13 protein-coding genes and 1 tRNA gene are annotated in these 14807 nt (G+C 68.5%); 3 read left to right on the top strand and 11 right to left on the bottom strand.

The features are described 5' to 3' along the window. Positions 1 to 139: 139 nt before the first annotated feature. The 11 genes from AB0C29_RS11005 to AB0C29_RS10955 all read right to left on the bottom strand — a co-directional run bounded on the left by AB0C29_RS11005 (position 140) and on the right by AB0C29_RS10955 (position 12663). Complete coding sequence (locus AB0C29_RS11005; RefSeq protein WP_360818386.1) at positions 140 to 505, bottom strand: metalloregulator ArsR/SmtB family transcription factor; 366 nt, start codon at positions 503 to 505, stop codon at positions 140 to 142. A gap of 885 nt (positions 506 to 1390) precedes the next feature. Next, positions 1391 to 4084, bottom strand: a complete 2694-nt coding sequence (gene polA / locus AB0C29_RS11000; protein WP_360818383.1) for a DNA polymerase I — start codon at positions 4082 to 4084, stop codon at positions 1391 to 1393. 54 nt (positions 4085 to 4138) lie between these two features. Next, complete coding sequence (locus AB0C29_RS10995; RefSeq protein ID WP_360818395.1) at positions 4139 to 4891, bottom strand: amino acid ABC transporter ATP-binding protein; 753 nt, start codon at positions 4889 to 4891, stop codon at positions 4139 to 4141. Between the two features lie 20 nt (positions 4892 to 4911). Further along, on the bottom strand, positions 4912 to 5925 hold the full coding sequence (locus AB0C29_RS10990; protein WP_360818380.1) for an amino acid ABC transporter permease: 1014 nt from the start codon (positions 5923 to 5925) through the stop codon (positions 4912 to 4914). A gap of 8 nt (positions 5926 to 5933) precedes the next feature. Beyond that, a complete protein-coding gene (locus AB0C29_RS10985; protein WP_360818392.1) occupies positions 5934 to 6845 on the bottom strand; it encodes an ABC transporter substrate-binding protein in 912 nt (303 codons plus the stop codon). A 33-nt stretch (positions 6846 to 6878) separates the two neighbouring features. Then, on the bottom strand, positions 6879 to 7589 hold the full coding sequence (locus AB0C29_RS10980; RefSeq protein ID WP_360818377.1) for an ABC transporter ATP-binding protein: 711 nt from the start codon (positions 7587 to 7589) through the stop codon (positions 6879 to 6881). After that, positions 7579 to 8364: an ABC transporter ATP-binding protein gene (locus tag AB0C29_RS10975; protein WP_360818389.1), complete on the bottom strand. Its 786-nt coding sequence runs from the start codon at positions 8362 to 8364 to the stop codon at positions 7579 to 7581. The genes AB0C29_RS10980 and AB0C29_RS10975 overlap by 11 nt, the downstream gene beginning before the upstream one ends. A gap of 97 nt (positions 8365 to 8461) precedes the next feature. Then, positions 8462 to 9637, bottom strand: coding sequence for a branched-chain amino acid ABC transporter permease (locus AB0C29_RS10970; RefSeq protein ID WP_360818374.1), 1176 nt, complete (start codon positions 9635 to 9637; stop codon positions 8462 to 8464). After that, entirely contained in the window at positions 9634 to 10584 is a 951-nt protein-coding gene (locus tag AB0C29_RS10965; protein WP_360818371.1) for a branched-chain amino acid ABC transporter permease, read from the bottom strand. The genes AB0C29_RS10970 and AB0C29_RS10965 overlap by 4 nt, the downstream gene beginning before the upstream one ends. A gap of 80 nt (positions 10585 to 10664) precedes the next feature. Then, entirely contained in the window at positions 10665 to 11795 is a 1131-nt protein-coding gene (locus AB0C29_RS10960) for a branched-chain amino acid ABC transporter substrate-binding protein (protein ID WP_360818368.1), read from the bottom strand. A gap of 250 nt (positions 11796 to 12045) precedes the next feature. Then, positions 12046 to 12663, bottom strand: a complete 618-nt coding sequence (locus tag AB0C29_RS10955) for a response regulator (RefSeq protein WP_360547871.1) — start codon at positions 12661 to 12663, stop codon at positions 12046 to 12048. Between the two features lie 118 nt (positions 12664 to 12781). Between AB0C29_RS10955 and AB0C29_RS10950 the strand changes: the two genes are divergently transcribed. The 3 genes from AB0C29_RS10950 to AB0C29_RS10940 form a co-directional block, all read left to right on the top strand. Then, positions 12782 to 12857: transfer RNA gene (locus AB0C29_RS10950), tRNA-Leu, on the top strand. A gap of 17 nt (positions 12858 to 12874) precedes the next feature. Further along, the gene (locus AB0C29_RS10945) at positions 12875 to 13639 is read left to right on the top strand and encodes a transcriptional regulator (RefSeq protein ID WP_360818365.1); all 765 of its coding nucleotides are present in this window, start codon (positions 12875 to 12877) and stop codon (positions 13637 to 13639) included. 142 nt (positions 13640 to 13781) lie between these two features. Beyond that, the coding region (locus AB0C29_RS10940) for a hypothetical protein (protein ID WP_360818362.1) at positions 13782 to 14807 on the top strand (1026 nt) is incomplete at its 3' end.

The following is a 14807-nucleotide window of genomic DNA, read 5'->3' as shown; positions in this document are numbered from 1 at the left end:
CGGAACGCCCCAATCGCGGTCGCGCGGAACGCCCCAATCGCGGTCGCGCGGAACGCCCCAATCGCGGTCGCGCGGAACGCCGCGGCGACCCCGGGCTGGGATACCTCGCTCCGACTCGGATCGGGGCGTGCGGCGGAGGTCAGACGCCGGCGGTGACGGAGCTGACGTCCAGCAGGCCGGCGAGCAACGCGAGCGCCGCCGGCACCAGGCGGTAGTAGACCCACGTGCCGCGGCGGTCGCTGTCGACCAGGCCTGCTTCGCGAAGGACCTTGAGGTGGTGGGAAATCGTCGGGCCGGTCAGTTTGAAGGAACCCGTGAGATCGCAGACGCAGACCTCGCCGCCGCCGGCGGAGGCGATCATCGACAGGAGGCGCAGCCGCACCGGGTCGCCGAGGGCCTTGAACATCGGGGCGAAGGCGTGTGCCTGGTCGGGGTCGAGCGGCCGCCGGACCACCGGCGCCCAGGCGCTAGACGACGATGCGGTCTCGGTCGAAGAACTCGGCATGGGCCCACCCTTGCAAACCGAAGCAAATCTCGGATTAGCGCACCGCCCGACGACTCCACACCGCCAGGGGCCCGTAGCACAAAGCCAGAATGCATTACACAGCAACGCTTTCCCCGGCCCGACGGAGACGAGACCCCAGCAAAGGCACACCTACGGAATCCGAGGTGGACGGTGCAGCTGACACCATCGAAAGCATCGAAGGTGACCTCTCGCTCCTAAGAAACCGCCCAAAGAGGCAAGCCCATCAGACCAACCCCGAAATCGAGAAAAGTGGGCTGAGTCACCAACGGCAGAGCGGCGCAAGCCAAACCAGGCAGGCCAGGCGAGGCCAAGTAGGCCAGGCAGCCGGACCGGGATGGGGCCCGGCATGAAGCCGGCGCAGGCGAGACCAGGCAGGCCAGGCGAGACCAGGCCGGCCAGACCAGGCAGCCGGACCGGGATGAGGCCCTGCATGAAGCCGGCGCGGGCCAGGTGGTGAGGCCAGGCCAGACGAGGCCAGGCGGAGCGTAGACAGGTCGGGACGGGGCGGGGCGCAGGCCAGCGAAACCGTGGTGAGGCGAAGGCAGGCAGGCGTTACCGGACGCAGCCAGGCGGAAACGGGGGGCGAGGCGCAAATAGGTGGAGCTAAGCGCAGGCCAGGCGGGACGAGGCGGGGCGGGTCGCAGGGCGGGACACAGGCAGGCGGGCGGGAGGCAGGCGGGACAGCCGGGAAGCGGGTCAGAAACGGCGAGCGGTAGGCATCCGGCGCGGGATGCAGGAAGAGCGACCAGAGTCAGGCTTTGGGGCGGGGGCGACCCACGCAGGGATCAAGCCTGACCGCCCGGAGTGGGTCGTCCCCGCCCCAAAGCCCCCCATGCAACCAGCTCAGCCGAAGGGAAAAAGGGCCTAGTGGTCAGCACCGTTCCAGTCCTGGCCGACGCCGACCGAGACCTCCAGCGGCACGGACAGCGGATAGGCCCCGCCCATCTCCCGCCGCACCAGGGCCTCCAGCGTCTCGCGCTCCCCCGGCGCCACGTCGAAGACCAGCTCGTCGTGGACCTGGAGGAGCATGCGGGACCGCAGGCCGGCGGTGCGTAGGGCGCCGTCGACGCGGAGCATGGCGATCTTGATGATGTCGGCGGCCGAGCCCTGGATCGGGGCGTTCAGGGCCATGCGTTCGGCCATGTCGCGGCGTTGGCGGTTGTCGCTGCTCAGGTCGGGCAGGTAGCGGCGGCGGCCGAGGATGGTGGCCGTGTAGCCGTCCTGGACCGCGCGGCGGACCACCGTCTGGAGGTAGTCGCGGACGCCGCCGAAGCGCTGGAAGTATTCCTCCATCAGGGTGCGGGCTTCGTCGGTCGAGATGGTGAGCTGGTTGGACAGGCCGAAGGCGCTCAGGCCGTACGCGAGGCCGTAGTTCATCGCCTTGATCTTGCGGCGCTGGTCGGGGACGACCTCCTCGACCGGGACGTGGAAGACCGACGAGGCCGTGGCCGCGTGGAAGTCGGCGCCCGAGTTGAAGGCCGCGATCAGGGCCTCGTCCTTGGACAGGTGCGCCATGATGCGCATCTCGATCTGGCTGTAGTCGGCGGTCATCAGCGACTCGAAGCCCTCGCCGACCACGAACGCGCGGCGGATGCGGCGGCCTTCCTGGGTGCGGATCGGGATGTTCTGCAGGTTGGGGTCGGTCGAGGACAGCCGGCCGGTCGCCGCCACCGTCTGGTTGAACGTCGTGTGGATGCGGCCGTCGTCGGAGACCGACTTGAGCAGGCCGTCCACTGTCGACTTCAGCTTGGCCACGTCGCGGTGGCGCAGCAGGTGCTCCAGGACCGGGTCGCCGGTCTGGGCGAACAGGCTCTGCAGGGCGTCCGCGTCCGTGGTGTAGCCGGACTTGATCTTCTTGGTCTTGGGCAGGCCGCGCTCGGTGAACAGGATCTCCTGCAGCTGCTTGGGTGAGCCCAGGTTGAACTCGCGGCCGACCACCTCGTGCGCCGCCTGCTGGGCCGCCTTCACCTCCGCGGCGAAGTGGGCCTCCAGCTCGGAGAGGTATTCCGTGTCGGCGGCGATGCCGACGTGCTCCATCTCGCCCAGCACGATCGCCAGCGGCTGCTCCACCTCGGCCAGCAGGCGCTGGGAGGCGCCGTCGTCGCGGGACAGCTCCTCGGTGATCGTGTCGGCCAGGTCGAGGGTGGCGCGGGCCCGGAGCATGACGTTCTGCTCGGCGGTGCCCTCGTCGTCGCCGAGGCCGTCCAGGGTCAGCTGGCCGGTCTCCGGGGCGTCGACGCGCAGCTCGCGCTTGAGGTAGCGCAGCGCCAGGTCGGTCAGGTCGTAGGCGCGCTGGTCGGGCTTGGCCAGATAGGCCGCCAGCGCGGTGTCGACGCGGACGCCGGCCAGGGCCCAGCCGTGCGCGCGGAAGGCCAGCATGGCCGGCTTGGCCTCGTGGATGACCTTGGGGCGGTCGGGGTTGGCCAGCCAGGCGGCGACCGCCTGCTCGTCGCTCTCGTCGAGGGTCGTGGGGTCGAACCAGGCGGCCGGGCCGTCACCGGTGGCGATCGCGACGCCGGTCAGCTCGCCGGTGCCGCGGCCGAAGCGGCCGGTGACCGCGACGCCGACGGGCGCCTCACGGGCGTGCTCGCTCAGCCAGCCCTCGACCTGACCGGCGGCCAAGACCGTGCCGGAGAGGTCGAAGCCGGACTCCGCCTCGGGCTCGACGGCGTCGAGGTACGAGTAGAGCCGCTCGCGCAGCACCCGGAACTCCAGCGCGTCGAAGACCTGGTGCACGGCCTCGCGGTCCCAGCCCTGCCACTTGACGTCCTCGGGGCGCAACGGCAGCTCCAGGTCGCAGACCAGGCCGTTGAGCTCGTAGTTGCGCATGACGTCGGCCAGGTGGGCGCGCAGGTTCTCCCCCGCCTTGCCCTTGATCTCGTCGACGTGCGCGATGATGCCGTCCAGCCCGCCGTACTGGTTGATCCACTTGGCCGCGGTCTTGTCACCGACGCCGGGCACGCCGGGCAGGTTGTCGCTGGCCTCGCCGACCAGGGCGGCCTTGTCGCGGTAGCGGCCCGGGGGGACGCCGTATTTCGTCTCGATGGCCTCGGGGGTCATCCGCCAGACCTCGGACACGCCGCGGACCGGGTAGAGGATCGTGACGTGCTCGCCGGCCAGCTGGAACGCGTCGCGGTCGCCGGTGGAGATGACGACCTCCATGCCGGCGTCGCGTGCCTGGCAGGCCAGCGTGCCGATGACGTCGTCGGCCTCGTAGCCGGGCTTCTCGACCACCGGGATGCGCAGCGCCTCGAGGATCTCCTTGACCAGGCTGACCTGGCCCTGGAACGGCTGCGGGGTCTCGGCCCGGCCGGCCTTGTAGTCGGCGTACTTCTCGGTGCGGAACGACACCCGGGAGACGTCGAAGGCGACCACGATGTGCGTGGGCTTCTCGTCCCGCAGCATGTTGATCAGCATCGACGTGAAGCCGAACACGGCGTTGGTCGGCTGGCCCGTCTGCGTCGAGAAATTCTCCACCGGCAGCGCGAAGAAGGCGCGATAGGCCAGCGAATGCCCATCGAGCAGCAGCAAGCGGGGGGTCTGGGCGTCGTTACTCACGTCGCAGAACTCTAGTCTCGCCGTACGACAAGAACCGGGACCGCCCCGCCTGCTTCACAGCACCTTGCTCAGGAATGCCTTGGTTCGTTCCTGCTGCGGATTACCGATGACCTCGCGCGGAGGTCCCTGCTCGACCACGACGCCGCCGTCCATGAAGATCAGCGAGTCGCCGACCTCGCGGGCGAAACCGATCTCGTGGGTCACCACGATCATGGTCATGCCGTCCCGGGCCAGGTCCTTCATCACGTCCAGGACCTCGCCGACCAGCTCGGGGTCCAGCGCGCTGGTGGGCTCGTCGAAGAGCATCAGCTTGGGCCGCATGGCCAGCGCCCGGGCGATCGCCACGCGCTGCTGCTGGCCCCCGGAGAGCTGACTCGGGTAGCTGTCCTTCTTCTCGCCCAGGCCGACCCGGTCGAGCAGCGCCGCCGCGCGGTCGCGGACCTCGCCCTTGTTCTCCCGCTTGACCCGGCAGGGCGCCTCCATGACGTTCTGCAGCACCGTCATGTGCGGGAAGAGGTTGAACCGCTGGAACACCATGCCGATGGCCCGGCGCTGCGCGGCGACCTCCTTCTCCTTCAGCTCGTGCAGCTTGCCGCCGCGCTCGCGGTAGCCGATCAGGTCGCCGTCGACGAAGATCCGGCCGGCGTTGATCTTCTCCAGGTGGTTGATGCAGCGCAGGAACGTCGACTTGCCCGAGCCGGAGGGGCCCAGCACGCAGCTGACCTCACCCGGCCGGACCACCAGGTCGATGCCTTTGAGCACTTCCAGGGAGCCGAACGACTTGTGCACGTTGTCGGCGCGCACCATCTCGTCTGTCACGGTGTCTGTCACAGTCCCGCTCCTCCCGGACCCGACGTGGGCACCGCACCGCCCTGCTCGGCCGACAGGCCGCTGAGCCGCATCCGGGCCTTGCCGGCGGTGCCGTAACCGCGGCTGAAGTGCCGCTCCACGAAGAACTGCACGACCATCAGCACACTGCAGATGATCAGATACCAGAGACAGGCCGCGATCAGTACGGGCAGCACGATGAACGTGCGCGAGCTGATCGCCTGCAACTGGAAGAACAGCTCGAACGACACCGGTACGAAAGCCACCAGCGACGTGTCCTTGACCATCGCGATCGTCTCGTTGCCGGTCGGCGGGACGATCACCCGCATCGCCTGGGGCAGCACGATGCGGCGCAGCACCTGACCGCGGGACAGACCCAGCGCCGACGCCGCCTCGGACTGGCCCTCGTCCACGGACTGGATGCCGGCCCGGACGATCTCGGCCATGTAAGCGGCCTCGGACAGCCCCAGCGCCAGCACGCCGGCCAGGAAGCCGGAGAGCAGGTCGGTGGCCTTGATGCTGTAGAACTGCGCGTTCAGGTCGTGGATGCCGAACAGGTTGCCGAGCTGCGCGTCGAACGGCAGCCCGAAGCCGATCCGCTCCCACAGGATGCCCAGGTTGCCGAAGAGGATCGCCAGCACCAGCCGGGGCAGCGCCCGGAACACCCAGGTGTAGACGAAGGCGACGCTGGACAGGATCGGGTTCGTCGACAGCCGCATGATCGCCACCACGATGCCCAGCCCGACACCGATCACCATCGCCAGCACGGTCAGCAGCAGCGTGCCGCGCAGACCCTCCAGCACCGGACCGGTGAACATGGCCCCGCGCTTGCCCTCGCCCATGCTGACGAAGATGAAGTGCCAGTTGAACCGGTCGTTGGTGAAGATCAGGTGGAGGAACATGGCGGCGAGCACGGCCAGGACCGCGATCGCCACCCAGCGCCCGGGGTGCCGGACGGGCACGGCCTTGATGGCCTCGGGTCGTGCCCGTCCGGACTGTGTCTCCGTCGTCATTGCGCGGGTCAGGAGACCTGCGGGTTGACGGCCGGGTCGGTGATGCCGCCGGCCTCGACGCCCCACTTGGTGAGGACCGTCTTGTACGTGCCGTCGGCGATCAACGCCTCCAGCGCGGCCTCGATCGCGGCGCCGAACTCCGCCTGCGCCTTCGGCAGGACGTAGCCGTACGGCGCCGAGTCGTAGATGTCGCCGACCAGGGCCAGCTGGCCGTTGGTCTGCTTCACCGCGTACGCGCCGATCGGCGAGTCCGCCAGCATGGCCTCGTCCTTGCCCGAGACGACCGCGTTGGTCGCGTCGGCCTGGGACTGGTACTGGTCGATCGTGATCTTCGCCTTGCCGGCCTCGGTGCACTTCTTCGACCGCGCGGTGACGTCGTCGAGCTGCACGGTGCCGACCTGCACGGCGACCTTCTTGCCGCAGGCGTCGTCCGGGTTGATCGTCGCCCCGGCCTTGGCCGCCCACTGCGTGCCGGCGTTGAAGTAGGACACCATGGTGGCCTCCTTCATCCGCTCGGCGTTGACGGTGAACGAGGACACCCCGACGGTGTACTTGCCGGAGGTCACGCCCGGGATGATCGCGTCGAACTTGGACGACTGCCACTCGGTGGTCAGGCCCAGCTTCTGCGCCACCGCGTTGAACAGGTCCACGTCGAAACCGATGACCGTCTTGCCGTCGGCGTCCAGGTACTCGTTCGGCGCGTACGTGGAGTCCGTACCGATGATGAGCTTGCCGGCCGCCTTGATGTCGGCCGGGACCTTGTCGGCCAGCGAGGTGTCGGCGGAAGCCGACGGCACCGGAGCGCCCGAGCCGGTGCCCGGGTCGTCCGACTCCTCGCCGCAGGCGGTCAGAGAAAGGGTCATCGCGAACGCGGCGGTCAGGCCCACGAACGCGCGCCGCATGGGGGTGGTGCGGAACATCGTCGTCAACTCCTCAATGGTGTTCGGGTGGGCTCAAGCGACGCCGAGGTAGGCGTCCTTGACCGAGGGGTCGGTCAGCAGCTCGGCGCCGGTACCGGACTTGACGATCTCGCCGGTCTCCAGCACGTACGCCCGGTGTGCCCGGGACAGCGCCTGCTGGGCGTTCTGCTCAACCAGGAGCACGGTCGTGCCCTGCTGGTTGATCTCCACGACGATGTCGAAGATCTGCTGGATCAGCATGGGCGCCAGGCCCATCGACGGCTCGTCGAGCAGCAGCAGCTTCGGCCGGCTCATCAGCGCCCGGCCGACCGCCAGCATCTGCTGCTCGCCACCGGACATGGTGCCACCGACCTGCTTCTCGCGCTCCCGGAGCCGCGGGAACAGCGTGAACACCCGGTCCAGATCCTCGCTGATCTCGGCCCGGTTGCGCCGCGTGTAGGCGCCCATCTCCAGGTTCTCGCGCACCGACATGCCCGGGAAGATGCCCCGGCCCTCCGGCGACTGCGAGACACCCCGCACGACCCGCAGGTCCGCGCGGAGCTTGGTGATGTCCTCGCCGTTGAAGGTGATCGTCCCCTGGGCGACCGGGCGCAGCCCGGAGATCGCCCGCATGGTCGTCGACTTCCCGGCGCCGTTGGCGCCGATCAGGGCGACGATCTCGCCCTCGCCGACGGTCAGGCTGATGCCGTGCAGGGCCTGGATGCGCCCGTACATCAACGTGACGTCTTTCAGCTCAAGCAGCATCGGTCGGCACTCCCAGGTACGCCGCGATCACAGCCGGGTTGTCCCGCACCTCGGCGGGCGTCCCCTCAGCGATCTTCTTGCCGAACTCCAGCACCACGATCCGGTCGGTCACACCCATGACCAGGCGCATGTCGTGCTCGATGAGCAGCACGGTCACCCCACTGTCGCGGATCTTGCGGATCAGCGCGAGCAGCTCGGCCTTCTCCGCCGGGTTGAAGCCGGCGGCCGGCTCGTCCAGGCACAGCAGCGTCGGGTTGGTGGCCAGGGCCCGGGCGATCTCCAGGCGCCGCTGCTCGCCGTACGACAGGTTGCGCGCGACGTCACCGGCGCGGTGCTCGATGCCGACGAAACGGAGCAGCTGGTACGACCGGTCCCGGCCCGTACGCTCCTCGCGGTGGTGCCGGGGCAGCCGGAACAACGCGGCGATCACGCTGGTCTTGTGGTGGGCGTCCGCGCCCACCATCACGTTCTCCAGCGCGGTCATCTCCGGGAACAGCCGCACGTTCTGGAACGTGCGGGCGATCCCGCCGCGGGTGATCTCGTGCTTCTTCTTGCCGACGATCGACTGACCCTGGAACCGGATCCCGCCGCTGGTCGGGCGGTACACGCCGGTCATGGCGTTGAAGCAGGTGGTCTTGCCGGCCCCGTTCGGGCCGATCAGACCGAAGATCTCACCCTTGCGCAGGCTGAAGCTGACCTCGTTGAGGGCCACCACGCCGCCGAAGCGCAGCGTGACGTTGTCGACCTCGAGCAAGACGTCCTCGTCGCGCGGCAGCGAAGACGTCGCCGCCGTGCCCCTGCCCTCGGGCGTGGCCTCGTCGAACGGACGCGCGTTGGCCGCGTCGGCCTCGCCCGGCGTCTCGATATGCGGCTCACTCAATGGGAGCCACCTCCTTCTCGCGGTCCTTGAGCTCCATCGCGCGGCGCCGGCTCGGGATCAGGCCCTGCGGGCGGAAGATCATGATCGCGATGATCACCGCACCGAAGATGGCGAACCGGAAACCGAACAGGTCGGTGTGCCAGATCGGGTCCTCGATGCCACGCAGCCGGTCCGGGATGTACGAGATCAGCGCGCCACCCAGGATCGCCCCGGCGATGTTGCCGGAACCACCCATGACCACACCGGCGAGCACCAGGATCGAGAACTGCAGCACGAACGTCTGCGAGTTCATGAAGCCCTGCTGGCCGGCGAACATCACGCCGCCCAGGCCACCGATGAAGGCGCCGATCGCGAACGCCCACAGCTTGTACTTGATCGTGCGCACGCCCATGATCTCGGCGGCTTCCTGGTCCTCCCGGATCGCCAGCCACGAACGGCCGACCCGGCTGTTGTCCAGGTTGCGGACCCCGAAGATGACCAGAATGATCACCGCGAGGCCCAGCCAGTAGTACGGGATCGCGTCGGCCACGCCGAAGATCGGCTTGCCGTCGGAGAACTCGCCCGGCGGGTGCGGGATGTCCGAGAAGCCCCGGTCACCCCGCAGCGTCTCGGTGCTCGTGGCCACGATCCGGATGATCTCCGCGAAGCCCAGCGTCACGATGGCCAGATAGTCACCGCGCAGCCGCAGGGTCGGATAACCCAGGACCAGGCCGGAGAGCATCGCCACCGCGAGACCGATCGGCACGGCGGCCAGCCAGCCCCACTCGGTCCGCAGCACGCTGTCCGGCGAGGACAGCAGCGCGACCGTGTAGGCGCCGACGGCGAAGAAGCCGACGTAACCCAGGTCGAGCAGACCGGCGAAACCGACCACCACGTTCAGGCCCAGGGCCAGCAGCACGTAGTAGGACATGTTGAACAACGCACTCGGCCAGTCGATGCCCTGCGTGACGATCTGCGGGCCGAGCAGCGGGATCTCGCCCACGTACGGCAGCAGGAACGCCAGCGCGGCGAAGACCACACCCAGCACGATCCGGACCACCTTGGGCTGTCGGCCGTACCAGCCACGCACGCCGCCGCGGTCCTCGCGCCTGTTCTTCTTCTCCTGCGCGGACATCGACCCGGGGGCCGGCGTCTTCGGCGCGGGGGAACTCGTCGCCTCGGTTGTCATGCCCGTGCCCTCCCGAGAGACTCGCCCAGCAGGCCCGTCGGACGGACCAGCAGGATCAACACCAGCAGCACGAACGACGCGGCGTGCAGCCACTCGGTGCCGAACAGCGAGGCCGCGTAGTTCTGCAGCAGACCCAGCAGCAGCCCGCCGAGCAGCGCACCACGCAGGTTGCCGATACCGCCGAGCACCGCCGCGGTGAACGCCTCGATGCCCAGCAGGAAGCCGGCGTCGAACCGCGTGACACCGATCTTCAGGTCGTACATCACCGCGGCGATACCCGCCATCAGGCCACCCAGCAGGAAGACCAGGGAGATCACGCGGCTCTTGTTCACGCCCATCAGCGCCGCACTGTCCGGGTTCTGCGCCACCGCGCGGATACCCCGGCCCAGCCGCGAACGGTTGATGAAGCGGTCCAGCAGGAACATCATCACGAGCGCCAGCACGATGATCAGAATCTGCAGATTCGTCACATGCATGTTGCCGATCACGAAGACGTCACGAGGTTGGATCAGCGGCGGCACACCCTTGATGTTGCGCTGGGTCATGACGCCGACGGTCTCGGAGATGAACAGGGACGCGCCGATCGCGGTGATGAGGAACGCGAGCGGCGGGGCGTTGCGCTTACGCAGCGGCCGGTAGGCCACCAGCTCCACCCCGAGTGCGGTGAGGCCGGAGAACACGATCGCCACCACCAGGCCCAGCAACAACAGGCCGATGACGCTCAAGACGTTGGGGGTAGCCGAGTTCTGGTCGAGTCCGAAGAAGCCCCAGACGATGAGGCAGGCGTACGAACCGATCAGGAAGACCTCGGAGTGCGCGAAGTTGATCAGGCGGAGTACGCCGTAGACCAGGGTGTAGCCCAGAGCGAAGAGAGCGATGATCGCACCCTGGGCCAGGCCCGTGATCGTGAGCGGCCCGAAGTCCTGAATCAGACCGGAGAAGTTCACAAGGGGCTCCTGAAACGAGAAGGTCGGTGCGGCCGGAGATCAACCGGCCGCACCCGCCCTACGAAAAGTTAAACAGTCGATCAGGCGGTAGGAACCTCTTGGTCCGCGATCTGGTTGCCCGTCGGGTCGAACTTGAACGTCCACACCTTGATGTAGTTCGGGTCGAGCTCGCCCTTGTCGGTGAACTTGTACGTGTTGGCGATGCCCTTGTACTCGGCCGTCGACAGGTACGTGTTCAGCTTCTCCGTGGTGGTGTTGCCCGCGTCGATGCCCTGCAGCAGCATGTTCGCGGCGTCGAACGCCACGTCGCTGTAGGTACCGGCGTCGACGTTCCACTTGGCCTTGTAGTCCGTGACGAACGTGCCGCCCGCCTTCTCCGGCGGGGAGCACGGGCAGGTCACGATGGTGCCGGTGGCCGGGCCGTTACCCGCGGCCTTGGCCAGGCCGACGTCCTTCATGCCGTCGCCGCCGACCAGCGTGCCCTTCCAGCCCGCCGAGGTGAGCGCCTTACGGATCAGGCCGGCGTTCTGGTAGTAGCCGCCGTAGAACAGCACGGTCGCCTGCGAGGAGACGACCTTCTGCACCAGCGCCGAGAAGTCGGTCTGCTTGCCGTCGGCCTCGGTCTTGTCCTTGCCGATCACCGCGGCACCGAGGGTCTTCTCCACGACCTCCGACAGGCCCGCACCGTACGCGGACTGGTCGTTCGCCACGAAGACCTTCTGGGCCTTCATGACGTCCTTGATGTAGTTGGCCGCGGCCGGACCCTGCGCGTCGTCGTTGGCGACCGCGCGGTGGAACGTCTTCCAGCCGTTCGCCGTCAGCGACACGCGCGTCGCGGACGGGGTGACCGACGGGATGCCGGCGGCCTCGAAGATCGGCACCGCGGCCTCGGACTCGCCCGAGAACGGCGGGCCGACGATGCCCAGGATCTTCTTGTCCGCGACCAGGTTACGAGCCACACCGGGCGCGACGCCCGGCTCGCCCTGAGAGTCGAACTTCGCGACCGTGATGCAGTCGGAGCCCTTCTTCGTGTTGTACTGGTTGATCGCGAGCTCGAAGCCCTGCTCGATGTTCACACCGAGGTTCGCCGAAGACCCCGTCAGGGCGCCAAAGTACGCGAGCTTGTAGCCGCAGTTGCCGCTGGCCGTGTCATCACTGCCGCTGTCGCTGTTGCAAGCAGCAGCACCGGCGATGAGGCCGATAACGGCCAACCCGCCGATGGCACGTACGAGAACCTGCCTCAAGGTTGGAACCCTCCTCCATACCGAACCCACCGAGCCACCGCCGGTCGATTGGCACTTGCGCACCGGCACGACACAACTGCGCCCGTCATGGGGCGGGACGCTATCCCACGATCCGGCACCGTAGTAAGTGTTCGCACGGGCATTCACCGAACCGTTACGTCCGGTGATCCCCCGCCGGAGAAGGTGTAACAAACAGGCAGTTCTCAGAGGTCACCGGTCATGGAGCGGGCGTACCGGTGGACTCCTCGCCCTCGGCGAGAATCCGGTCGGCGACCTCACGCATCGTCATCCGGTGATCCATCGCGGTGCGCTGGATCCACTTGAACGCCTGCGGCTCGGTCATCGAGTACTTCGTCATGAGCTCGCCCTTGGCCCGCTCGACCGACTTGCGGGTCTCCAGCCGGTCGGTCAGCCCCGCGACCTCCGACTCCAGCGCGGAGATCTCCGAATACCGGGAGAGGGCGATCTCGATCGCCGGCACCAGGTCGGACTTCTGGAACGGCTTCACCAGGTACGCCATCGCGCCGGCGGCCCGGGCCCGCTCGACCAGGTCCCGCTGACTGAAAGCGGTCAGGATGACGACCGGCGCGATGCGCCCGCCGGCGATCCGCTCCGCGGCCGCCAGGCCATCCATGATCGGCATCTTGATGTCCAGGATGACGAGGTCCGGCGTCAGATCCTCGGCCAGCCGTACGGCGGTCTCGCCGTCACCGGCCTCACCGACGACGTCGTAGCCCTCCTCCACGAGCATCTCGGCCAGGTCCAGCCGGATGAGCGCCTCGTCCTCGGCGATCAGAACCCGCCTGCGCTCGGCACCCGCCTGCGTGTCGGCCACGAACCCCTACCCCCAACGCTGGTGAAGTCGCGACACCCGGGTATCTGGGTGCCACCGCCCTCAGCGTAGTGGGTAGGCTGTCTTCTGCTCAGCCTGGCGTGACCAACGTGATCTTCCTGTCCTCGTACTCCAACGGCAGAGAGAGTGGTCTCAAACACCACACAGTGTGGGTTCGAATCCCACCGAGGACACCAGAACTGTCGTACCCCCGGTGGACGATCCAATAGTGCATCCACCACACCTTCGCGAGCGCGCAATCTCCCTGAAATCAGCGGGCGTACCGTTCACAGAGATCTACCGGACGCTGGGATTGTCGCGCAACACCGTGGCCTGCTGGCTCTACAGTTCTCGATCCAAGATCAATTCTCCACCGGACCAGCGGTGTCCCTTCTGCACCCGGCCCGCGCGCCCGATCGACCGCCCGGCGGATTACGCCTATCTGCTGGGCAGTTACCTCGGCGACGGCCACCTGCTGACAACCGGCCGGGTGCCGTTGCTCAAGGTGGCGTGCGACCTGCGCTATCCGGGCCTGATCGAGGAAGTGGGCCGGGCCATGCTGGCCTGCGGTGCCCGCGTGGTCGGGCACCAGCACCGCGAGGGCCGCGACGACGTGCGCTCCTCCTGGATGCACTGGCCGTGCCTGCTGCCTCAGCACGGCCCCGGCAAGAAACACGAACGCGCCATTCGGCTGACGCCGTGGCAGCAGCGGATCGTCGACGATTTCCCCGGCCGGTTCCTGCGCGGATTGTTCCATTCCGACGGCTGCCGGACGGACAATCGAATAGTCCGGGGCGGGCGGACGTACATTTATCCGCGCTATTTTTTCGTCAACGAGTCGGCCGACATCATGGGGCTCTGCCGGCACGCATTGGATGAGCTGGGCGTGCGCTGGCGGATGGGCCGGCGCAACATGCTCTCCGTGGCCCGGCGTGACGACGTCGCGCAACTCGACCGACATGTGGGAGCGAAGTACTGACGCCGGGGGCGCCGGATGCCCGTACCCCCACAGAGTGAGCGCCGGAGCAGGCAGCGAACCGCCTCGGGGGAATTCCGGGAAAGACCGGTTTGCCGGTCTCGCTGGTGTTGTCATGGCAGTACCAGCACTGCCAGGAGGCTCCATGTTGTGGTCCGGCTCGTCGCCCCTGACCGTCGTCCGCGACGGGATGTGGGGGTTCCTTCTGTTCGCGGGTGTGGCGTGGCTGGCGATCGCCTGGAGTGTGCTGCGGCTGGAGCCCGCCGACCTGGTGCACGTGGCCGGGCCGGTCATCCTGTTCGCGGCGGTGACCGAGGCGGTGCGCGCGCTGGCCGGGACGCGGACCTGGTGGCTGAACGCCGGCATGGCCGTGCTGTTCGCCGCCACCGGCGTGATCATGCTGCGGGACGGGGACACGACGTGGACCACGCCGGCCGCGCTGATCGGCTGGTATCTCATGGTCCGGGGGGCGGCCGACATCGCGATCTCGATGCTGACCCGCGAGAGCGACCGGATCTGGGGCCTGCTCATGGTGGTCGGCGTGGTCGAGGCCGCGCTGGGGTTCTTCTCGGCGAGCTCGTACGTGCGGACGCCGGAGCTGGTCGTGCTGGTGCTCGGCGGGGCCGCGCTGAGCCGTGGGATCGCCGACCTGGTCGCCTCGTTGCGGCTGCGGGAGGCCTCGGTCGCCGCGCGGGCCGGGCGGTTGCTGGAGCTGACGCCGCAGCGGGCTGTCGGAGTTGCCGGGTATTCGGCGGGCCTGACCGATTTCGAGTCCGGGTCGCAGCGGGCCTCGGGACCGCGGCACCGGGCCGCGACCCGGCCTTCGGCCTCGGCTTCGGCGCTGTCGGACCTTTCCGCGTCGGCCGCCCCACCGGTACGGGTGCAGGCGCAGCTATCGCAGGACGGGCCGACCGGCAGCTTCCACGAAGAGGTGTTGCGGACGACCGCCGACCTCGACGCGATGCTGGCGCTGGCCGGGGTGACCGGCGCGGCGGTGCCGGGCGCGGCGGCTCAGGCGGCGGCCGACGAGCACGTCGAGGTGCCCGACACGGCCGAGGGTGCGGAGTCGCCGGCCGAGGCGTCGGCGGGGCAGCGAGTGGCGCCCGGGTCGGATGAGGCATCGCCGGCGGCGGACGAGGCCGGGATGGACGACTCGTCGAGCGTCGGCCGC

The sequence above is a fragment of the Actinoplanes sp. NPDC048791 genome, from assembly GCF_040650095.1.
Lineage (GTDB): Bacteria > Actinomycetota > Actinomycetes > Mycobacteriales > Micromonosporaceae > Actinoplanes.
Note: the sequence above shows the minus strand (reverse complement) of the source record. Positions and strands in the feature narration are given on the sequence as shown.

Excerpts from the sequence above, each read along its gene's own strand:
- AB0C29_RS10985 (WP_360818392.1), bottom strand. The coding sequence starts at position 6,845 with ATGTTCCGCACCACCCCCATGCGGCGCGCGTTCGTGGGCCTGACCGCC.
- AB0C29_RS10995 (WP_360818395.1), bottom strand. The coding sequence starts at position 4,891 with ATGGTGCGCGCCGACAACGTGCACAAGTCGTTCGGCTCCCTGGAAGTG.
- AB0C29_RS10970 (WP_360818374.1), bottom strand. The coding sequence starts at position 9,637 with ATGACAACCGAGGCGACGAGTTCCCCCGCGCCGAAGACGCCGGCCCCC.
- AB0C29_RS10980 (WP_360818377.1), bottom strand. The coding sequence starts at position 7,589 with ATGCTGCTTGAGCTGAAAGACGTCACGTTGATGTACGGGCGCATCCAG.
- AB0C29_RS10990 (WP_360818380.1), bottom strand. The coding sequence starts at position 5,925 with ATGACGACGGAGACACAGTCCGGACGGGCACGACCCGAGGCCATCAAG.
- AB0C29_RS11005 (WP_360818386.1), bottom strand. The coding sequence starts at position 505 with ATGCCGAGTTCTTCGACCGAGACCGCATCGTCGTCTAGCGCCTGGGCG.